This window comes from Frigidibacter sp., assembly GCF_030695035.1.
GTDB lineage: Bacteria > Pseudomonadota > Alphaproteobacteria > Rhodobacterales > Rhodobacteraceae > Frigidibacter.
In genome coordinates this window covers 171,012-192,090 of the sequence record NZ_JAUYTT010000001.1, presented here as the reverse complement: position 1 = coordinate 192,090, position 21,079 = coordinate 171,012, and the positions used below count along the sequence as shown (strand labels likewise).

Below are 21,079 nucleotides of genomic sequence, written 5' to 3'. Positions count from 1 at the left end.
TGCTGCGGCACCGCCCTTTGCCATTCAGGCGAGGTCTTGTCAGGCGAGGTCTTGCGGCGTCAGCACGAAGGCCCGGCCGAAGCCGCCGTTGAGGGCGGCGCCGAGGGGGGTGAAGCGCACGAAGCTGAAATCGGCGAAGTCGATGTAGAGCTTGGACTTGGGGTGGCTGGCGAGCCAGAGGGTGCGCAGGGCGGCGTGGTCGGGGGCGGCGCGGTCGACGAAGCTGGCCAGCGTGTCGAGGGACAGGCGCGGGTGGGTGAGGGGGTCGCCTTTGGGGCCGGGCTCTCCGACCAGCAGGCCGGCGCGGGGGGTGGCGTGGAGCGCCTTGGTGTGGGCCGAGAGGGTGGAGATGAGCGTCAGCGGCAGGCCGGCGGCGTCGAGCCCGAGGGCGATGCGGGTGACGGCGGGGGCGCCGCTGCCCGGCGTCAGCACTGCGAGCGCGGCGAAGCGGGCACCGGCGATCAGGCCGCGGGCGAGGGCGCGGGCCTCGTCATCTGTCGGGCGGATGGGGGAAGGTTCGTCCATGCTTTGTCCTTTGCGGGTGCGGCTTGACAAGTCACGGCGGCGGCGGACAGTCTGGCTTTGATTACAACCGCATTTTGCGGCTCCTCTGGCTAGCGTGCAGGAATGGACGAGGCAAGCCGGCGCAAAGCCGCATCCTTCAGTGAGCAGTATCTTCCGAAACTGGTGACGGTGCTGCGCGAGGGCTATGGGCCCGCCGCGCTGAAGGCCGATGCGCTGGCGGGGCTGACGGTGGCGATCGTGGCGCTGCCGCTGTCGATGGCAATTGCGATTGCCAGTGGGGTGGGGCCGGAACGGGGGCTTTATACCGCGATTGTCGGCGGGTTCCTGGTGTCGCTGCTGGGGGGCAGCCGGTTCCAGATCGGCGGGCCGGCGGGGGCGTTCATCGTGCTGGTGGCAGCCTGCGTGGCCGATATCGGTGTGGGCGGGCTGCTGCTGGCGACGTTTCTTTCGGGGTTCGTGCTGATCGGCGCCGGGGCGCTGCGGCTGGGGAGCTACATCAAGTTCATCCCTTATCCCGTGACGGTGGGCTTCACCGCCGGGATCGCGGTGATCATCTTTGCCAGCCAGATCAAGGATCTGCTGGGGCTGACGCTGGGAGAGCCAGAGCCGGCGGAGATTGTCCACAAGATCGAGGCGCTGTGGGCGGCGCGGGGAACGGTGTCCGTTGCCGCGATGGCGCTGGCGGCGGGGACCATCGCGCTGATCGAGGTGGTGAAGCGCTGGCGGCCGCGCTGGCCCAGCCTGCTGATCGGGATCGTTGCGGCCTCGGTGCTGGCGGCGGTTCTGGGGCTGCCGGTGGAGACCATCGGCAGCCGGTTTGGCGAGCTGCCGCGGGTGCTGCCGGTGCCAAGCTTGCCGGACCTGTCGACCGAGGCTCTGATGGCGGCGCTGCCCTATGCGGCCAGCTTCGCGCTGCTGGGGGCGATTGAATCGCTGCTGTCGGCGGTGGTGGCCGACGGGATGAGCGGGCGCCAGCACAGGTCCAATGCCGAGCTGATGGCGCAGGGGGTGGCGAATATCGGATCGGCGCTGTTCGGCGGGTTCTGCGTGACCGGGACCATTGCCCGCACCGCCACCAATGTGCGGTCGGGCAGCCGGGGTCCGGTGTCGGGGATGCTGCATGCGTTGTTCCTGCTGGTCTTCATGATCGTGGCGGCGCCGCTGGCAGCCTATATCCCGCTGGCGGCGCTGGCGGGATTGCTGGCCATCGTGGCGTGGAACATGGCCGAGAAGGAAGAGTTCGCGGGGCTGGTCCGCGCCAGCCGCGGCGATGCGGCGGTGGTGATCGTGACCTTCCTGCTGGTGGTGTTCCGCGACTTGACCGAGGGGATCGTGGTGGGCTTCGCGCTTGGCGGGCTCGTGTTCATCCACCGCATGTCCGAGGCGGCGCGGATCGAGCGGCACGCCCCCGATGCCGCGCCGGAGGGCGGCGAGAGTCATGACCCCGGCGTGGTGGTCTACCGGCTGCACGGGGCGTTCTTCTTCGGGGCGGCGGCGACGCTGGGATCGGTGCTGGACCGGATCGCGGCGCGCCCCCGGGCCTTTGTGGTGGATTTCACCGAGGTGCCGTTCCTGGACAGTTCCGGCGCGCATTCCTTCGAGACGCTGGCGCACAAGCTGCACCGGCGCGGCGCGGTGCTGTATCTGACCGGCACCAGCGCCGAGGTGCGCCGGGCGCTGCTGGCGCAAGGGGTGCGCGAACCCTTGGCGCGCTACCTGCCCGACATCGACGCGGCGCTGGAGGCGGCGCAGGCGACGGGGTGAAGCCGATTCGCATACCGAATCGCACACGCTTTGCGGGAAGTTTGCAAACTCGGGCAGTGCTGTGACGCAGCGTCACATGCTGCGCTGCGGCTTCACCGGACCGTGAACGGGCAATCGGTTGTTTTCCCATGCCAAACTGCGTCGCCGCTCACGTTGTTTACAGTATTACCTATTTGCTTGTGAATACGTTTACAAAAAAACTATTCGAATAAAAGGGGTTACGAATTTTTCCTGTATTGGTTTACAATGCCCGCAAATGGACAGCCTGCGCCCGCATCTGCGGGAAGGGCGCCGCCGCGAAGCCTTGCGGCGGACGGGTTAGGGGAGGATGCCGACGTGACCGTGCAAAACCAGATCCAGGGCGAGGCGGAAGTGGTGCGCGAGGTGCCGGCGCACTTCACCGGCGCCCATGCCGATGCCGCGAAATACCAGAAGATGTATGCCGAATCGATCAGCGACCCGGATGCGTTCTGGGGCCGCGAGGGTCAGCGGCTGGAATGGATCAAGCCCTATACCAAGGTGAAGGATACCGACTTCACCTTCGGCAAGGTCAATATCAAGTGGTACGAGGACGGGGTTCTGAACGCCTCGGTCAATTGCGTGGACCGGCACCTGAAGGACCGGGCGCTGCAGACCGCGATTATCTTCGAGCCCGATGATCCGAAGACCCCTGCGCAGCACATCACCTATCGCGAGCTGTCGCGGAAGGTGAACCAGATGGCCAACGTGCTGCTGAGCCAGGGCGTGATGCGCGGCGACCGGGTGGTGATCTACCTGCCGATGATCCCCGAGGCGGCCTATGCGATGCTGGCCTGCGCGCGGATCGGGGCGATCCACTCCATCGTCTTTGCGGGTTTCTCGCCCGATGCGCTGGCGAACCGGATCAACGATTGCGGCGCCAAGCTGGTGATCACCGCCGACACCGCCCCGCGCGGCGGCCGGCGCACGCCGCTGAAGGCCAATACCGATGCGGCGCTGCTGCACTGTTCCGACAAGGTGCGCTGCCTTGTGGTCAAGCACACCGGCGATCAGACCAGCTGGGTCGATGGCCGCGATGTCGATGTGAAATCGCTGATGGATCAGGTGAGCCCGGAATGCCCGCCGCGCCCGATGGGGGCCGAGGATCCGCTGTTCATCCTCTATACCTCGGGGTCCACCGGCAAGCCGAAGGGCGTGGTGCATACCACCGGCGGCTATCTGGTCTATGCCGCGATGACCCACCAGTACACCTTCGACTATCAGGACGGCGACGTGTTCTGGTGCACTGCGGATGTGGGTTGGGTCACCGGGCACAGCTACATCATCTATGGCCCGCTGGCGAATGGTGCGACCACGATCATGTTCGAGGGCGTGCCGACCTTCCCCGATGCCGGGCGGTTCTGGGAGGTCTGCGAAAAGCACAAGGTCACCCAGTTCTACACCGCGCCGACCGCGATCCGCAGCCTGATGGGGCAGGGTCCGGAATGGGTGGAGAAATATGACCTGTCGAGCCTGCGGGTGCTGGGATCGGTCGGTGAGCCGATCAACCCCGAGGCCTGGCACTGGTATGACAAGCTGGTCGGCAAGGGGAATTGCCCGATCGTCGATACGTTCTGGCAGACTGAGACGGGCGGGCACATGCTGACCCCGCTGCCGGGCGCGACGGCGACCAAGCCCGGCTCGGCCACCAACCCGTTCTTCGGCGTGAAGCCGGTCGTGCTCGACCCACAGACGGCGGTGCGGATCGGCGAGACGGAATGCGAGGGCGTGCTGTGCATTTCCGACAGCTGGCCGGGGCAGATGCGGACGCTGTGGGGCGACCATGAGCGGTTCCAGGAAGCCTATTTCAGCCAGTATCGCGGCTATTACTTCACCGGCGACGGCTGCCGGCGCGACAAGGACGGCTACTACTGGATCACCGGGCGCGTCGATGACGTAATCAACGTCTCGGGCCACCGGATGGGCACGGCCGAGGTGGAATCGGCGCTGGTGGCGCATCCGAAGGTCGCCGAGGCGGCGGTGGTCGGCTACCCGCACGAGATCAAGGGTCAGGGCATCTATGCCTACATCACCCTGATGAACGGCGAGGAGCCGAGCGACGAGCTGCGCAAGGATCTGGTGAAATGGGTGCGGACCGAGATCGGCCCGATTGCCAGCCCGGACCTGATCCAATGGGCGCCGGGCCTGCCGAAAACCCGGTCCGGCAAGATCATGCGCCGCATCCTGCGCAAGATCGCCGAGAACGATTTCGGCGCGCTTGGCGATATCTCGACGCTGGCCGATCCGGCGGTCGTCGAGGAGCTGATCGAAAACCGCATGAACCGGAGCTGAGCCGATGGTGAGCAACGGGTCCCTGAGCAGCGAAACCTCGCCCGCCGTGCTGATCTTGCTGGGGCCCCCGGGCGCCGGCAAGGGCACGCAGGCGAGGATGTTGGAAGAGCGCTTTGGCATGGTGCAGCTGTCGACGGGCGATCTGCTGCGCGCAGCGGTCGGCGCGGGCACGCCGGCGGGCCTTGCCGCCAAGGCGGTGATGGAGGCGGGTGGCCTCGTCAGCGACGAGATCGTGCTGGCGATCCTCAAGGACCGGATGGCAGAGCCCGATGTGGCTCGCGGCATCATCCTTGACGGCTTTCCGCGCACCGACGGGCAGGCGAGCGCGCTCGACGCGCTGCTGGCCGAGGCGGGGCAGCGGGTGACCGCGGCGATCAGCCTGGAAGTCGATGACGCGGCGATGATCGCCCGCGTCGCCGGCCGCTACACCTGTGCAGGGTGCGGCGAGGGGTATCATGACGAGTTTAAGCAGCCCCATGCGGAGGGGGTCTGCGACAAATGCGGCGGGACGGCGTTCAAGCGCCGGTCCGACGACAATGCCGAAACGGCAAAGGCCCGGCTGGAGGCCTATCACGCCCAGACGGCTCCGCTGATCGCACATTACGAGCGGGCCGGCGTTCTGGAACGGATCGACGCGATGGGTGACATCGACGCGATTGCCGGGGCGCTTGGCCAGGTCGTAGGGCGCGTCTCGGCGTGAGAAGGGAGGCCGCCGCCCCGACCCTCGGGACGGCGGGTGGAGAAAAAAACTCAGGGAGTAACGCGAATGTCGGACAAATCATCGTCCAACGCCTACTGGGCAGCGAACCTGCGGATCATCGGCATCTCGCTGGTGGTCTGGTTCGTCTGCTCGTTCGGTCTTGGCATCATCCTGCGCCCCGCCCTCGAGGGCATCAGCGTGGGTGGCGCCGACCTTGGTTTCTGGTTCGCCCAGAACGGGTCCATCTATGTGTTTCTGGTCCTGATCTTTGTTTACGCCTGGCGCATGAACAAGCTCGACCGTGAACACGGCGTAGAAGAATAAGGGACCGGGACAGATGGATCAGTTTACCCTCAACCTCATCTTCGTGGGCGCCACATTCGCGCTCTATATCGGGATCGCCATCTGGGCGCGTGCCGGCACCACCGCAGAGTTCTATGCCGCAGGCCAGGGCGTCAACCCGGTGCTGAACGGCATGGCGACGGGCGCGGACTGGATGTCGGCCGCCTCGTTCATCTCGATGGCCGGGATCATCGCCTTTGGTGGCTATGAAACCTCTGCCTACCTGATGGGCTGGACCGGCGGCTATGTGCTGCTGGCGCTGCTGCTTGCCCCCTACCTGCGCAAGTTCGGCAAGTTCACGGTGCCCGAGTTCATCGGCGACCGTTTCTACTCGGGCGGCGCGCGTCTGCTGGCCGTTGTCTGCCTGATCGTGATCTCGGTCACCTATGTTATCGGTCAGATGCGCGGTGTGGGCGTGACCTTCGGGCGCTTCCTGGAAATCTCGACCGACCAGGGCCTGTATATCGGCGCTGCCATCGTGTTCGCCTACGCCGTGTTCGGCGGCATGAAGGGCATCACCTACACTCAGGTGGCGCAGTATGTTGTGTTGATCATCGCCTATACCATTCCGGCGATCTTCATCTCGCTGCAGCTGACCGGCGCGTTCCTGCCGCAGCTGGGGCTGATCGGCACCCACACCGCTTCGGGTGTCGAGTTCCTGACCAAGCTGGATCAGGTCGTGACCGAGCTGGGCTTCAAGGCCTATACCGGCGAGACCGCCAACATGCTGAACATGTTCCTGTTCACCATGTCGCTGATGATCGGCACCGCGGGTCTGCCGCATGTCATCATCCGCTTCTTCACGGTGCCCAAAGTGTCTGACGCGCGGTCCTCCGCCGGTTGGGCGCTGGTGTTCATCGCGCTTCTCTACACCGTGGCTCCGGCGGTCGGGTCCATGGCGCGTCTGAACCTGACCACCACGATGTGGCCGGGCGCCGAGCAGGGCAACGCCCTTGACGGCGACGCGATCACCCGCGCCGAGATCGACTCCAATCCCGATCTGAGCTGGATCCGCACCTGGGAGAAAACCGGGCTGCTGGTGATGGAAGACAAGAACGGCGACGGGATGATCCAGTACTACAACGACAAGTCCGAAGCGATGAACGTGATCGCTGCGGAACGTGGCTGGACCGGCAACGAAGTCACCAAGATCGACAACGACATCATGGTGCTTGCCAATCCCGAGATCGCGGCCCTTCCGGGCTGGGTCATTGCCCTCGTGGCTGCCGGTGCGCTGGCTGCTGCCCTGTCCACCGCTGCGGGCCTGCTGCTGGCGATTTCTTCCGCCATCAGCCACGACCTGATCAAGGGTTCGATCAATCCGAACATCTCGGAGAAGGGCGAACTTCTGGCGGCACGCGTCTCGATGGGCTTTGCCATCGTGGTGGCGACCTATCTGGGCCTCAACCCTCCGGGCTTTGCGGCGCAGGTTGTGGCGCTGGCCTTCGGCCTGGCGGCGGCGACGATCTTCCCGGTTCTGATGATGGGCATCTTCTCGAAGCGCATCAACAAGGAAGGCGCCATCGCGGGGATGCTGGTCGGCCTGATCTTCACGGCTGTCTACATCTTCACCTACAAGGGCTGGTTCTTCATCCCCGGCACCAACATGCTGGAAGATGTTGCCGCGAACTACGTGTTCGGCATCTCGCCGCTGTCGATCGGTGCGGTGGGGGCAGTGCTGAACTTCGCCTCGGCCTACATCGTGTCGAACATGACCAAGGAACCGCCGCAGCACGTGCAGGAGCTGGTCGAGTCGATCCGTATCCCGCGCGGTGCGGGCGTGGCCACCGGGCACTGAGCCCAACTGACACTCGCCGCGCCCCTTCGTTGGGGCGCGGCACCCCCTTATCGAGCGCGGCCGAGGAAGATGGGCAGGATGGACGACCACGTTCAGGCGATTGCCAGCTTTCTGGAGACGGTGCATCCCTATGACAGCCTGCAGAGGGACGAGCTGGTGCGTGTCGCCGGTTCCTTCAGCCGCAGGGAATACCCCGCCGAGGCGCTGGTCTATGCCCTGGGCGACCCGCTGGACGGGCTCTATCTGGTCAAGCGCGGCGCGGTCGAGGTGCTGGACCGCAATGGCGGGCTGGTGTCGCTGCTGACCACCCGCAACAGCTTTGGCGAGCGCGGGCTGGTGCGGGACGGGCTGGCCGCGACGACGGTGCGGACGACAGAGCCGAGCGTGCTGCTGATGCTGCCGGCGGCAGAGTTCCGGCGGCTGGTGGCACTGTCCCCGGCCTTCGAGCGGTTCTTCAACCGCAGCCGCGGGTCGGAACCGCGCGGCGCCGATATCGCCACCATGAAGATTTCGGAACTGATCGCCCGGCGCCCGCTGTCCTGCCCGCCCGAAACGCCGGTGGCCGAGGCGGCGCGGATCATGCGCGATGCCCATGTGTCGAGCCTTGGGGTGACCGAGCCGCTGCCCACGGGCGGCGAGCGGCTGCTGGGGATCGTGACGGTGCGCGACCTGTCCAACAAGGTGCTGGCCGAGGGCCGCGACCCTGCGGGGCCGGTGTCGGGGGTGATGACGGCGGACCCGATCTCGCTGCCCTCCACCGCGCTTGGGTCTGATCTTCTGCACATCATGCTGGAGCGGCGGATCGGGCATCTGCCCATCGTCGATCAGGGCCGCTTCACGGGCATGATCACCCAGACCGACTTGACGCGGTTTCAGGCCGTCAGCTCTGCCGTGCTGATCCGCGATGTGGCCAATGCCGAGACGGTGGCGGACCTTGCCGCGGTGACGGCGCGGATCCCGCGGCTGCTGGTGCAGCTGGTGGGCGGGCATCACAGCCATGAGGTCGTCACGCGGCTGATCACCGACATTGCCGACGCCGTCACCCGCCGGCTGCTGGCGATGGCCGAGGCCGAACTGGGCGCGCCGCCGGTGCCCTACCTGTGGCTCGCCTGTGGCAGCCAGGGCCGTCAAGAGCAGGCGGGCGTGTCCGATCAGGACAATTGCATGATGCTGTCCGATGCGGCGACGCCCGGGGACATGGCCTATTTCCATGCGCTGGCGAAGATCGTCTGCGACGGGCTCAACGCCTGCGGCTATGTCTATTGCCCCGGCGACATGATGGCGACCGCCGATCGCTGGTGCCAGCCGCTGCGGGTGTGGCGCGAGTATTTCCGCGGCTGGATCGCCCGCCCCGACCCGATGGCACAGATGCTGTCCAGCGTGATGTTCGACCTGCGCCCCATCGGCGGCGCCGCCAGCCTGTTCCAGGAGCTGCAGGGAGAGACGCTGGCCGAGGCCGGCAAGAACTCGATCTTCGTGGCGCATATGGTGTCCAACAGCCTCAAGCACACGCCGCCTTTGGGGCTGATCCGCGGCTTTGCCACGATCCGGTCGGGCGAGCATCGCCACCATATCGACCTGAAGATGAACGGCGTGGTGCCGGTGGTCGATCTGGGGCGGATCTATGCGTTGATCGGCCATCTGACCGAGGTGAACACCCGCGCCCGGCTGATGGCGGCCGAGGATGCGGGCGTGATCTCGGCCAGCGGCGCGCGCGATCTGGTCGAGGCCTATGACCTGATTGCCACGATGCGGCTGGAAAGCCAGGCGCTGCTGGTCAAGTCGGGGCGCAAGCCGGATAACTATCTCGCGCCGTCGGACCTGTCGGATTTCGAGCGCAGCCACCTGCGCGATGCCTTCGTCGTTGTGCGCACCATGCAATCTGCCATCGGGCACGGAAAAGGCGCGATGAGTTGAAGGAATATCCATGCTGATCGACATCGTCTCCCTGATCGCCATCGGCGTCGCCCTCGCCGGCACCTATGTGGCGGTGAACCGGATGACCGGGCGGCGCCTGCCGCGCTGGCTGCTGCCCGCTTCGCTGGGGTTCGCGATGATCACCTTCGCGGTGTGGAACGAATACACCTGGTTCAGCCGTGTGAAGGCGGCGCTGCCGGAGAGTGTGGAAGTGGTGCTGCCGGTGAAGGAAAGCAGCTTCTGGCGACCCTGGTCCTATGCGGTGCCGATGGTCACGCGGTTCATCGCGGTGGATCAGGCGGCGGTGCAACGGTCGGCGGAGGCGCCGGGGTTGGTGCGGACGGATGCGATCCTGGTGCAGCGCTGGATGGCGACGCAGCGGGTGCCGGTGGCCTTTGACTGCCCCGGCACGCGCCGCGCCGATCTGGCGGGCGGGGCGCAGCTGGCGGCGGACGGCACGTTGACGGGCGGCGCGTGGATCGAGTTGCCGGCCGATGATCCATTCATGTTGGCGGCCTGCCAAGGGGGGTAGCGATGGCCGAAGCGGGGAGACAACCGCGGGTACTGGTGGTCGAGGACGAGGACAACATCGCCATCGCCCTCGACTATCTGATCACCCGCGAGGGCTATGCCCATGACCGGGTGTCAAGTGGTGCCGAGGCGATGGCCCGGATCCGTGCCACCCATCCCGACCTTGTGCTGCTGGACGTGATGCTGCCGGGCGTCTCGGGCTATGAGATCTGCCAGGATGTGCGGATGGACCCGGGGCTGGCGGATGTGAAGATCCTGATGATGACCGCCCGCGGCTCGGCGATGGAGCGGCGCAAGGGCCTCGCGCTTGGCGCCGACGGGTTCATCGCCAAGCCGTTCGAGCTGAAGGAGCTGCGGGCCGAGGTGCGGCGCCTGCTTGGCTCCGGGCCCGTGTGATGGAACGCTGGAGCCTTCGCCTGCGGGTGTTCCTGATGTTCGCGGCGCTGGCTGCGGCAAGCTGGGGCGCGCTTGGGGCGGGGCTTTGGGCCGGGTATCACCGGCTGGGCGATCCGTCGGTACTGCCGGCCTTCGTGCAGGCCGGGCTGCTGGCGGGCTTTGCGATCCTGGGGCTGACGGCCGGGATCTGGTATCTGTTCGATGAGAACGTCGCCCGCGCCATCGAGCGGCTGGCGGGCGGGATGCGCGCCCGCACCCATGCCGCGGTCGCGGGCGAACTGGATGCGGCGCCCGCGCGCTATCTGGGTGACCTCGCCCCCGCCGCCGCCGCCGTAACCCTGACGCTGGCCGAGACCCGCAATGCGCTGGCCGAGGCGGTCGCGCGGGAAACGACAAGGCTGCAGGCGGAGAAGGACCGGCTGGAGGCGCTGCTGTCCGACGTGCCGGTGGGGGTGCTGCTGTGCACCGGCGATCATCAGCTGGTGTTCTACAACGGGCAGGCGGTGGATCTTCTGGGCGGCGGCGCGGCCCCGGGGCTCGACCGGCGGCTGTTCGACTACTTGCGGCAGGCGCCGGTGGCCCATGCCCATGCGCGGCTGCTGGAGGCGGGCGACCCCGATGCGGCATCAGACCTGCTGGTCGCCACGGTGGCGGGGGCGCGGGTGCTGGCGGGGCGGATGCGCCTCTTGGATCAGGGGCGCGACGGCCCCGGCTATGTGCTGACCCTGCGCGACGTGACTGCCGACCTTGCCGCCCATGCCGAACGCGGCGCGCTGCTGGCCGAGGTGTTCGACCGGGTGCGCCGGCCCGCCGCCAACCTGCAGACGGTGATCGGCGTGCTGGCCGAGGATGCCGGCGCGGGCCCCGCTCTGACCCCCGCCCTGACTGGCGCGATGCTGGAGGAGGTTGGCAGCCTCGCCAGCGCGATCACCGAGCTTGGGGCGCGCTATGATGACAGTCGCAGCGACTGGTGGCCGCTGGCCTTCACCCGCGCCAGCGACCTTGCCGACGGTATCCGCGCCCGGATCGAGGTGGCAGGGCTGGAGGTGGCTGCAGATCCCGCACCGATCCTGCTGCGCTGCGACGGGTTCGAGATCGTGGCGCTGGTGTCGGTGCTGGCGGAACGGGTGGCGGCGGCGGGGCTGGCGCGCAGCTTCGCGCTGGAGATTGCCGAGGATGGCGCCGGCGCGATGGTACGCCTTGGCTGGGCCGGCCCGGCGCTGCCGCTGGGGCAGCTCGACGGCTGGCTGGCCGAGCCGCTGGAGGTGGGGCTGGCCGATGTCACCGGGCGCTCTGTGCTGCTGACCCATGCGACGGAATGCTGGCCGGGCCATGATGCGCAGGGCATGGCCGGCATCTGCCTGCCGATCCGCGAGGCCCGCCGCGCCCATCGCCGCCCGCCCCCGGTGACGCGGGCGGTGGTCTATGATTTCGACCTGCTGTCGAAGGCGCGGAACGCTGGTGTGCTGGACTCGCGGCTGGAAGACCTGACCTATGTGGTCTTCGATACCGAAACCACCGGACTGCTCCCAGCCCAAGGCGACGAGATCGTGCAGATCGCCGCGGTGCGCATCGTCAATGGAAGGCGGGTGGAGAAGGAGGTGTTCGACACGCTGGTCAACCCTGGCCGGTCCATCCCCGCCGGCTCGACCGAGGTGCATGGCATCACCGGCGCGATGGTGGCCGAGGCGCCGCGGATCGAGGAGGTCGGCCGCCTGTTCCACAAGTTCGCGGAAGGCGCGGTGCTGGTCGCCCATAACGCCCCCTTCGACATGGAATTCCTGCGCCGCCACGAGGCCGGGATCGGCGCCAGCTTCGACAACCCGATTCTCGACACGGTGCTGCTGTCCGCCGTGGTGTTCGGGCAGGGCGAGACCCACAGCCTCGACGCGCTGACCCACCGGCTTGGCATCACCATCCCCGAGGAGGCGCGCCACACCGCCATCGGTGATACCGTCGCCACCGCCGATGCGTTCCTGCGCCTGCTGCCGATGCTGCGCGCCAAGGGCATGGTCACCTTCGGCGACGTGCTGGCCGAGGTGCGCAAGCATGGCCGGCTGCTGAAGGACCTGAACGGCTGAGGGCACCCTGCCTTAGCCTTTCTCAAATATCCTGTGCGGGGTGGGGGGCGCAAAGCCCCCCTCCGCGGGTGCCAGCCTCGCGCGCCGGGGGTTTCACACCCCCGGACCCCCGTGGGATATTTGGGAAAAAGCAAAGGCGAAGGGGCCGGCTCAGGCGAACGGGTCTTCGGGGTACCCAACCCCAGTCAGATATAGTCCCTGCGGCGGGCAGACCGGGCCGCAGGCGGCGCGGCTTTTCGCCTCCAGCGCCCGGCGCACGTCCTCTGGCTGCCACGCCCCGGCACCGACCCGTTCCAGCGTGCCGACGATGGAGCGGACCTGGTTGTGCAGGAAGCTACGGGCGCGCAGGGTGAAGCGGTATTCGGTGCCCTGCGGGACCGGGTGCGCCGTGATGCCGATCTCGTCCAGCGTCTTCACCGGCGAGGCGGATTGGCACATGGTGGAGCGGAAGGTGGTGAAGTCGTGATGCCCGACCAGATGCGCGGCGCCGGCCTGCATCGCGGCAAGGTCCAGCGGGTTCAGCACCTGCCAGACGAGACCCTTGTCATGCGTCACCGGCGCGCGGCGCTGGATCAGGCGGAAGAGGTAGCGGCGCTCGTTGGCGGAGAAGCGGGCGTGGAAGTCATCGGCCACGCGGGCGGCGGCGAGGATCGCCACCGGCTGCGGCTTGAGGTGCCAGTTCAGGGCCTCGGCCAGGCGGAACGGGTCCCAGTCCTTGACCAGATCGCAATGCGCGACTTGCCCCGTGGCATGGACCCCGGCATCGGTGCGCCCCGCGGCGCCGATCCCCGGTGCCTCTGCCTCCAGGCGCCGCAGCGCGACCTCGATCGCCTCTTGCACCGAGGGCTGGCCGCTCTGGCGCTGCCAGCCGGCGAAGGGGGCCCCGTGATACTCGATCTTCAGTGCAAATCTTGGCATGGGGCCCGCCCTAGCGCGGGGCGCGGGGCTTGGCAATCTCGCTGCGTGATCGGCCCTCCACATTCCCCCTGCGGCTCCCTATCTTGAATGCAAAGCAAAGGGGCGGATCTTGGGCATCGGTGACATTGCGGACAGCGTGACGCGCAGCGTGGAGAGCCTTGGCGCCTCGGTCAGCGAAGCCTTCTTCGAGCCGGTGATCCGGCTGGGGGTCACCGGCCTGTCGCGCGCCGGCAAGACGGTGTTCATCACCTCGCTGGTGGCGAACCTCCTCGACCGGGGCCGGATGCCGCAGCTGAAGGCGGTGGCGGATGGGGCGATCCGGTCGGTCTTCCTGCAGCCGCAGCCGGACGTGACCGTGCCGCGCTTCGAGTTCGAGCAGCATCTGGCGGCGATGACCGGGCCGGACCCGCATTGGCCCGACAGCACCCGCGCGGTCAGCGAGCTGCGCCTGTCGTTCCGGGTGCAGCCGCAGGGGATGCTGGGGGGGCTTCGCGGGCTGCGCACCGTGCATCTGGATATCGTGGATTATCCGGGCGAGTGGCTTCTGGACCTTGGCCTGCTGGACCGGACATTTGCCGACTGGTCGGCCGAGACGCTGGCGCGGATCGCGGACCGGCCCGAGGCGGCGGCGTTTCTGGCGCTGGCGGGGGCGACCGATGGCGCCGCCCGGCTGGATGAGGCGGATGCGCGCAGCCTAGCCGACAGCTTCGCTGGCTACCTGATCCGCGCCCGTGCTGCTGGCTGGTCCGATTGCACGCCGGGGCGGTTCCTGCTGCCCGGCGAGATGGCGGGATCCCCCGCGCTGACCTTCGCGCCGATCCCGCAGCCGGCGGATCCCGGCCGCGCGAGCCTGTGGCGTGAGATGGACCGGCGCTTCGAGGCCTACAAGGCGCGGATCGTGAAGCCATTCTTCCGCGAGCATTTCGCCCGGATCGAGCGGCAGGTGGTCCTGGTCGATGCGCTTGGCGCGATCCATGCCGGCCCGCGCGCGGTCGAGGATATGCGCCGGGCAATGGCCGAGATCCTCGCCGCCTTCCGACCCGGCCGCAATGGCTGGCTGACCGGGCTTCTGGGCGGGCGGCGGGTGGAGCGCATCCTGTTCGCCGCGACCAAGGCCGACCATCTGCACCACAGCCAGCACCCGCGCCTGACCGCGATCATGGAGGCGCTGCTGCGCGAGGCGAAGGACCGCGCCGATTTCGCCGGGGCGAAGACGGCGGCGATGTCGATTGCGGCGCTGCGGGCGACGGTCGAGGAGACCATCAGCCATGACGGCGGGCCCTTGGATGCCGTGCGCGGCCGCCTGCAGGGCGGGCGGCAGGCGGCGTTCTGGGCGGGCGAGTTGCCCGGCGATCCGGCGCAGCTGCTGGTCCCGGCACGGCAGGGGGCCGAGCGCTGGCTTGATGCCGATTTTGGGGCGATGGCCTTCCTGCCGGCCGCCGCGGCGCTGCGCCCTGGCGAGGGGCCGCCGCATATCCGGCTGGACCGGGCGGCGGAATTTCTGATCGGAGACAGGTTGCGATGACCCTTGAGCCCAAGCGCCGCGGCCCGGTGATCCTGGAACGCGAGGGGGCGGCGGATTTCACCCCCGCATCCGCACCGCCCGTGCCCGATTTCATGCCCGATGGCCGCGCGATGCAGATCGCGGCGCGGGTGGCGGCGCGGCCGCCCTCACGCCTCGGGCGGTTCTTCTGGGCCAGTGCGGGGGCGCTGCTGTCCTTCATGGTCTCCTTGGCGGCGTGGAATTTCGTGAACGCGCTGCTGGCCAGCAACCCGGTTCTGGGATGGGCGGCGGTGGTGCTGGTCGGGGCCTTCGTGCTGGCGGCGCTGCTGATCGCGCTGCGCGAACTGTCGGCCTATGCGCGGCTGGCGCGGCTGGACCGGGTGCATCAGGCGGCGACCGATGCGCTGCTGGCGGGCGACCTCAAGGCGGCGCGGGCGGTGTCGGCGCGGCTGATCGCGCTTTATGCCGGGCGGCCCGAGACGGCCTGGGGGCGTGAACGGCTGGCGGAGCGGCAGGGTGAGCTGCTGGATGCCGACGCGCTGCTGCAACTGGCCGAGGCGGAGCTGCTGGCGCCGCTCGATCAGGCGGCGCGGCGCGAGGTGGAGGCGGCGGCGCGCACGGTGGCAACCGTCACCGCGCTGGTGCCGATCGCGTTGGCCGATGTGGTGGCGGCGCTGGCGGCGAACCTGCGGATGGTGCGGCGCGTGGCCGAGATCTATGGCGGGCGCGCGGGCACCTTGGGCAGCTGGCGGCTGCTGCGCACGGTGTTCACGCATCTGGTGGCCACCGGCGCGGTGGCGGTGGGGGACGACATGATCGAGACGGTGGCGGGGGGCGGGCTCCTTGCCAAGGTCTCGCGCCGCTTTGGCGAGGGTGTGGTCAATGGCGCGCTGACGGCGCGGGTGGGGGTCGCGGCCATCGAGGTCTGCCGGCCGCTGCCCTTTGCGGCGCTGCCGCGGCCCAAGGTATCGAACCTCGTTGGGCGGGCGCTGGCGGGGCTGTTCCCGACCGGCAAGGGCACTTCGGAGGATTAACGCAGGACGGGAACGCCTGCGCGCGTTTCGACTTCGGCCACGCCCATGCGCAGGCCTTGGCCGATGCGGTGGGCGAGGGCGGACCAGGACGCCGCGGTGTCTGCGGGGAGTTCCCGTTGCAGGGTGGCGTCGAAGAGGGCGAGCCAGCCCGGGAAATGCCCGGCCTTGACGTCCCCGGCCTGCAGATGGGCGCGCATCGGGCTGCCGTCATAGCCCCGCTCCAGCAGGATCGCGTTGCGCCAGAAGGTCGCGACCTTCGCCTCATGTACCGGCCAGTCGGTGACGTGGCGCGCGAAGATCGGGCCGAGCTGTGCGTCGTGGCGCACGGCGGCGTAGAAGGCGGTCACCACCCGGTCGATCTGGGCGGCGGTGATGGGGAAACGTGGCGGCAGGTGGGTCATCGGGCGGCCCCTTTCCCTGCCGATATGCGCGCGGGGCGGGGGAGGTGCAAGGCGCGGGGGTGTCGCAGTTGGGGACGGGCCGCTGTTTGCCTTTGCGGCGCTTGGGTTGGCGAAGGCCATCGCCTTCGCCACGAGGCGACATGCCCATTTGCACCGGACGGGCCTCAAAGGCCCGGCCAGCGCCCGCCCCGCCCTCGGCGGGCGCTTCTCGCCCGCCAGGTCGGGCGCTGTCCTCATTCGGTTTCGTGTCTCCACCGGCTCTGGGTGACAGGTCTCGCACGGGCGGGGGCGAGGCAGTGCCTCGCCTTTTCCCGCCCGGACTGGTCGGCTCAAGGGTGGGGCCAGCTGCAGAGGCGACCCCTCCCCCGCGCACCCTCCCTTTACGCCGCGCCGCCCCTTTCCTATAAGGCGCGCATGACCCGGCCCGCCGCACATGCTTTGCGAATTACCGGCCCGGCGCTCTGACCGCTGTCAGGGCCGCCGGGATGATGCTTGCCGGGGGGTGCCGGAGATCCGCGCCCGCCGTTCCCAGATAGTCAGGGCCCCCATGCGGCCCGCCCCCGAGGATCGTTCCGATGTGCGCCGAGACCGTTGACCCGACTGCCGCCCCCAATGTTGACTACCGCGACACCGTTTTCCTGCCCGAAACCCCGTTCCCGATGCGCGCCGGTCTTCCCGCGCGCGAGCCGGGCTGGCTGGAGCGGTGGGAAGAGATCGGCATCTATGACCGCCTGCGCGAGAAAGCCGCCAAGCAAGAGGGGGGCCGCACCCCTTTCACGCTGCATGACGGCCCTCCCTACGCCAACGGCCACCTGCATATCGGCCACGCGCTGAACAAGACCATCAAGGACATGATCGTGCGCAGCCACCAGATGATGGGCTTCGATGCGCGCTATGTGCCGGGCTGGGATTGCCACGGCCTGCCGATCGAATGGAAGATCGAGGAGCAGTACCGCGCCAAGGGCCTCGACAAGGACGATGTCGATGTCGTCGCCTTCCGGCAGGAATGCCGCAAGTTCGCCGAAGGCTGGGTCGACATCCAGCGCGAGGAGTTCAAGCGGCTGGGGATCACCGGCAACTGGGCCGACCCCTACCTGACCATGGACTTCCACGCCGAGGCGGTGATCGCCGAGGAGTTCATGAAGTTCCTGATGAACGGCTCGCTCTATCAGGGCTCGAAGCCCGTGATGTGGTCGCCGGTGGAGAAGACCGCACTGGCCGAGGCGGAGGTCGAGTATCACGACCTGACCAGCCATACGGTGTGGGTGCGGTTCCCGATTGTGCAGACGGGTGCCTCCGGCGGCGACGTCGCGGATGTGAACGCGCGTGCATCCAATCTCGATGGGGCGAAAGTTGTCATCTGGACGACGACGCCTTGGACCATCCCGCAGAACCGTGCCGTCTCTTACGGGCCGGGCATCGCATACGGCCTCTACGAAGTGACGGGCCGACCTGAGCAATCGACGGCGGTCATCGGCGAGCGCCTCGTGCTGGCAGATGCGTTGGCGGTGCAGGTGATGACGGCAGCGAAGCTTGAAGAGAGCATGTATCGCCGCCTCTCCGATGTGACTGTCGATGAGTTGATGCACGTTATCCTCGCCCACCCCTACGCCAACATCGAAGGCGGCAACGGCGAGTGGAACTTCCCCGTCCCTCTCCTCCCCGGCGACCATGTCACCGACGAGGCCGGCACCGGCTTCGTCCACACCGCCCCCTCCCACGGCGATGACGACTATCAGATGCTCTTGAAGTTTCAGGGGCCTGACTATCCTGATCTGAAGATGACCTACAATGTCGAGGCGGATGGCAGCTACCGCTCCGACCTCCCGATCTTCGGCGGGCAGGCGATCCTGACGGCCGAGGGCAAGGAAGGCCCGGCCAACGTGTCGAACATCAAGGCCCTTCACGGGGCCGGGGCGCTGTTTGCCAAGGGCAAGATCAAGCACTCCTACCCGCATTCCTGGCGGTCAAAGGCGCCGCTGATCTACCGCAACACCCCGCAATGGTTCGTCGCCATCGACAAGCCGCTTGAGGACGGGATGGGCGAGTATGGTGACACCATCCGCGCCCGGGCCCTGGCCTCCATCGAGCGGCTGGTGAAGTTCACCCCGCCCTCGGGCCGCAACCGCCTGCATGCGATGATGGACAGCCGCCCCGACTGGGTGCTGAGCCGCCAGCGCGCCTGGGGTGTGCCGCTGACCTGCTTCACCAAGCGGGGCGCAAAACCGACCGATGCGGACTTCCTGCTGCGCGACCCGGCGGTGAACGCCCGCATCGCCGCGGCGTTCGAGGCGGAGGGGGCGGACGTGTGGTACGCGCCGGGCTTCAAGGCGCGGATGCTGGACGGGCTGCATGAGGCCGAGGCCTATGAGCAGGTCTTCGACGTGCTGGACGTGTGGTTTGATTCTGGCTCCACCCATGCCTTCGTGCTGCGCGACCGGGCTGATGGCACCGCCGACGGCATCGCGGACGTCTATATGGAAGGCACCGACCAGCATCGCGGCTGGTTCCACTCCTCGCTGCTGCAAGCCTGCGGCACCAAGGGGCGGGCACCGTATCGGGGCGTGGTGACCCACGGCTTCACGCTGGACGAGAAGGGCATGAAGATGTCCAAATCGCTCGGCAACACCATCGTCCCGGCGGAAATCGTCAAGGATTACGGCGCGGATATCCTGCGGCTCTGGGTGGCGCAGGCGGATTACACCGCCGACCAGCGCATCGGGAAAGAGATCCTGAAGGGCACCGCCGACAGCTATCGCCGCCTGCGCAACACCATGCGATTCTTGCTCGGCAACCTCGAGGGGTTCAGCGAGGCCGAGCGGGTGGCACCGGCCGACATGCCGGAACTGGAACGCTGGGTGCTGCACCGTCTGGCCGAGCTCGACCATGTCGTGCGCAAGGGCTACCGCGAGTATGACTTCCAGGGCGTGTTCCAGACGCTGTTCACCTTCTGCACGGTCGATCTGTCGGCGGTCTATTTCGACATCCGCAAGGACGCGCTCTATTGCGATCCGGCAGATAGCCTGCGCCGGCGCGCGGCGCGCAGCACGCTTGACCTGCTGTTCCACCGGCTGACGACCTGGCTGGCGCCGATCCTGGTGTTCACGATGGAGGAGGTCTGGCTTTGCCGCTTCCCCGGGGATGCCTCCTCGGTGCACCTGCAGGACATGCCCGAAACCCCCGCCGACTGGCGCGACGAGCCGCTGGCAGCGAAATGGGAGGCCCTGCGCCGCGTGCGCCGGGTGGTGACGGCAGCGCTGGAGGTGCAGCGCACCGCCAAGGAGATCGGCGCGAGCCTTGAGGCCGCGCCGGTGGTGCATGTCGAAGATGCGGCGGCGCTGGCGGCGCTGAAATCGGTGGATTTCGCCGAGATCTGCATCACCTCGGGCATGGTGCTGACCGGCGATCCGGCCCCGACCGAGGCGTTCCGCCTGCCCGAGGTTCCGGGCGTCGGCGTGGTGTTCGAACTGGCCGAGGGCGAGAAATGCCAGCGCTGCTGGCAGATCCTGCCCGATGTGGGCGAACACGCGCACGCTGGCACCTGCGCGCGCTGCGATGCCGCGCTGACCTCGGCGGGCCAGTAGGCCCGTGCAGGCGGGGTTCGACAGCCCCTTCGGCCGGCTGGTGCTGACCGAAGAGGCCGGCGCGATCACCCGTTTGCGATGGGGAGAGGAGGCGGCGGGCGCAGGCTCGCCGCTGCTGGCGGAAGCCGGGGCGCAGCTGGCCGCCTATTTTGCCGGCCGGCTGACAAGGTTCGACCTGCCGTTGGCGCTTGGCGATGGGTTCCGCGGGCGGTTCCTGCAAGCGCTCTGCGACATCCCCTTTGGCGAGACTCGGCGCTATGGCGAACTGGCGGGGGTGCTGGGGGTCTCGGCGCAGGCGATTGGTCAGGCCTGCGGCGCCAACCCGATTCCGGTGATCGTGCCCTGCCACCGGGTTCTCGGCGCGGCCGGCCTTGGCGGCTTTTCCGCGCCGGGCGGGGTGGAGACGAAGGTGGCACTGCTGCGGCTGGAAGGCGCAGCGGGGCTGCTGATCTAGCTGCGCGTCAGTTCCGGGCCGGGATCAGCTGCTGCACGACACCCGCCAGCAGCAGGTAGAGCGAGGTCACGATCAGCCCCCAATGCGCCCAGCTTTGCGGATCGAAATCGACCCAGGCGGCCCAGCCGGCAAAGCCGGTCCAAGCCAGTGCCATCGGCAGGGAAATCGCGCGCCAGCGGTCGGTGCGCACCGGGTGGATGAACTTGATGTTCAGGAACATCGCCACTGCCAAGGCGACCACGATCGCCAGCGTCAGCTCGAAATTCGGCTTCAGCGCGAACAGGACCAGCACCACCATGTTCCAGCAGGCGGGGAAGCCCGAGAAGGAATTGTCCTTCGTTTTCATCCGCGTATCGGCGAAGTAGATCACCGAGCCATAGACGATGAGGATGATGGCGATCCATCCGGTCCAGCCGGGCAGGATGCCGGACTTGAACAGCGCATAGGCCGGGATGAACACATAGGTCAGGTAGTCGATGATCAGGTCCAGCAGCACCCCGTCATAGGTGGGCCAGTTGACGGTGACCTGATAGCGCCGGGCCAGCGGGCCATCGATCCCGTCCACGACCAACGCCACGACCAGCCACAGGAACATCAGGCTCCACTGCTCCTCGACCGCGGCGAGCATGGCGAGCATGGACAGCACGGCGCCAGTGGCGGTGAGCAGATGGACGAAGAGGGCTTTGAAGCGGAGAGTCATCCAACCGTCATGAAGGAATTTGCGCAAGGGCGCAACGGGGGCGGGCGCGGAAAGGTGTGTGTGGGGGGCGGGCTCGGTGCGGTGCGCTGCCACTCATTCACGCGCGGGGTCTTCGGTCGC

17 protein-coding genes are annotated in these 21,079 nt (G+C 67.9%); 13 read left to right on the top strand and 4 right to left on the bottom strand.

The window, feature by feature from the left end; translation table 11 throughout:
* Window positions 1-39: 39 nt before the first annotated feature.
* Window positions 40-525 (bottom strand): HugZ family protein, encoded by a 486-nt coding sequence (locus Q8S30_RS00905; RefSeq protein ID WP_305664163.1) that lies wholly within the window; start codon window positions 523-525, stop codon window positions 40-42.
* A gap of 102 nt (window positions 526-627) precedes the next feature.
* On the opposite strand from Q8S30_RS00905, the gene Q8S30_RS00900 reads away from it, so the two are divergent.
* The 9 genes from Q8S30_RS00900 to Q8S30_RS00860 all read left to right on the top strand — a co-directional run bounded on the left by Q8S30_RS00900 (window position 628) and on the right by Q8S30_RS00860 (window position 12,364).
* Window positions 628-2,289 carry a SulP family inorganic anion transporter gene (locus Q8S30_RS00900; protein ID WP_305664162.1) on the top strand — a complete coding sequence of 554 codons (1,662 nt, stop codon included), beginning with the start codon at window positions 628-630 and terminating at the stop codon, window positions 2,287-2,289.
* A 372-nt stretch (window positions 2,290-2,661) separates the two neighbouring features.
* Window positions 2,662-4,599, top strand: a complete 1,938-nt coding sequence (gene acs, locus Q8S30_RS00895; protein ID WP_305664193.1) for an acetate--CoA ligase — start codon at window positions 2,662-2,664, stop codon at window positions 4,597-4,599.
* A gap of 7 nt (window positions 4,600-4,606) precedes the next feature.
* Window positions 4,607-5,299 (top strand): adenylate kinase, encoded by a 693-nt coding sequence (locus Q8S30_RS00890; protein WP_305664161.1) that lies wholly within the window; start codon window positions 4,607-4,609, stop codon window positions 5,297-5,299.
* A 66-nt stretch (window positions 5,300-5,365) separates the two neighbouring features.
* Complete coding sequence (locus Q8S30_RS00885; protein ID WP_305664160.1) at window positions 5,366-5,623, top strand: DUF4212 domain-containing protein; 258 nt, start codon at window positions 5,366-5,368, stop codon at window positions 5,621-5,623.
* Between the two features lie 13 nt (window positions 5,624-5,636).
* Window positions 5,637-7,439, top strand: coding sequence for a sodium:solute symporter family protein (locus Q8S30_RS00880; RefSeq protein WP_305664159.1), 1,803 nt, complete (start codon window positions 5,637-5,639; stop codon window positions 7,437-7,439).
* Window positions 7,440-7,517: 78 nt separating this feature from the next.
* Entirely contained in the window at window positions 7,518-9,356 is a 1,839-nt protein-coding gene (locus Q8S30_RS00875) for a DUF294 nucleotidyltransferase-like domain-containing protein (RefSeq protein ID WP_305664158.1), read from the top strand.
* A 10-nt stretch (window positions 9,357-9,366) separates the two neighbouring features.
* Window positions 9,367-9,888 (top strand): hypothetical protein, encoded by a 522-nt coding sequence (locus tag Q8S30_RS00870; protein WP_305664157.1) that lies wholly within the window; start codon window positions 9,367-9,369, stop codon window positions 9,886-9,888.
* Window positions 9,889-9,890: 2 nt separating this feature from the next.
* A complete protein-coding gene (locus Q8S30_RS00865) occupies window positions 9,891-10,283 on the top strand; it encodes a response regulator transcription factor (protein WP_305664156.1) in 393 nt (130 codons plus the stop codon).
* Entirely contained in the window at window positions 10,283-12,364 is a 2,082-nt protein-coding gene (locus Q8S30_RS00860; RefSeq protein ID WP_305664155.1) for an exonuclease domain-containing protein, read from the top strand. Before Q8S30_RS00865 ends, Q8S30_RS00860 begins: the two co-directional genes overlap by 1 nt.
* Before the next feature lie 150 nt (window positions 12,365-12,514).
* On the opposite strand, the gene truA is transcribed toward Q8S30_RS00860, so the two are convergent.
* Entirely contained in the window at window positions 12,515-13,282 is a 768-nt protein-coding gene (gene truA, locus Q8S30_RS00855; RefSeq protein WP_305664154.1) for a tRNA pseudouridine(38-40) synthase TruA, read from the bottom strand.
* 109 nt (window positions 13,283-13,391) lie between these two features.
* Here truA and Q8S30_RS00850 point away from each other — a divergent pair, with 109 nt between their 5' ends.
* Window positions 13,392-14,807, top strand: a complete 1,416-nt coding sequence (locus Q8S30_RS00850; RefSeq protein ID WP_305664153.1) for a YcjX family protein — start codon at window positions 13,392-13,394, stop codon at window positions 14,805-14,807.
* Window positions 14,804-15,820 (top strand): YcjF family protein, encoded by a 1,017-nt coding sequence (locus Q8S30_RS00845; protein ID WP_305664152.1) that lies wholly within the window; start codon window positions 14,804-14,806, stop codon window positions 15,818-15,820. The genes Q8S30_RS00850 and Q8S30_RS00845 overlap by 4 nt, the downstream gene beginning before the upstream one ends.
* Here the strand turns inward: Q8S30_RS00845 and Q8S30_RS00840 are convergent.
* Window positions 15,817-16,221, bottom strand: coding sequence for a group III truncated hemoglobin (locus Q8S30_RS00840; protein WP_305664151.1), 405 nt, complete (start codon window positions 16,219-16,221; stop codon window positions 15,817-15,819). The two genes, Q8S30_RS00845 and Q8S30_RS00840, sit on opposite strands and share 4 nt — an antisense overlap.
* Window positions 16,222-16,796: 575 nt before the next feature.
* Between Q8S30_RS00840 and ileS the strand changes: the two genes are divergently transcribed.
* On the top strand, window positions 16,797-19,805 hold the full coding sequence (gene ileS, locus Q8S30_RS00835; RefSeq protein WP_305664150.1) for an isoleucine--tRNA ligase: 3,009 nt from the start codon (window positions 16,797-16,799) through the stop codon (window positions 19,803-19,805).
* 4 nt (window positions 19,806-19,809) lie between these two features.
* Entirely contained in the window at window positions 19,810-20,259 is a 450-nt protein-coding gene (locus tag Q8S30_RS00830) for a methylated-DNA--[protein]-cysteine S-methyltransferase (RefSeq protein ID WP_305664149.1), read from the top strand.
* A 7-nt stretch (window positions 20,260-20,266) separates the two neighbouring features.
* On the opposite strand, the gene Q8S30_RS00825 is transcribed toward Q8S30_RS00830, so the two are convergent.
* On the bottom strand, window positions 20,267-20,959 hold the full coding sequence (locus Q8S30_RS00825) for a phosphatidylcholine/phosphatidylserine synthase (RefSeq protein WP_305664148.1): 693 nt from the start codon (window positions 20,957-20,959) through the stop codon (window positions 20,267-20,269).
* Between the last annotated feature and the right edge of the window lie 120 nt (window positions 20,960-21,079).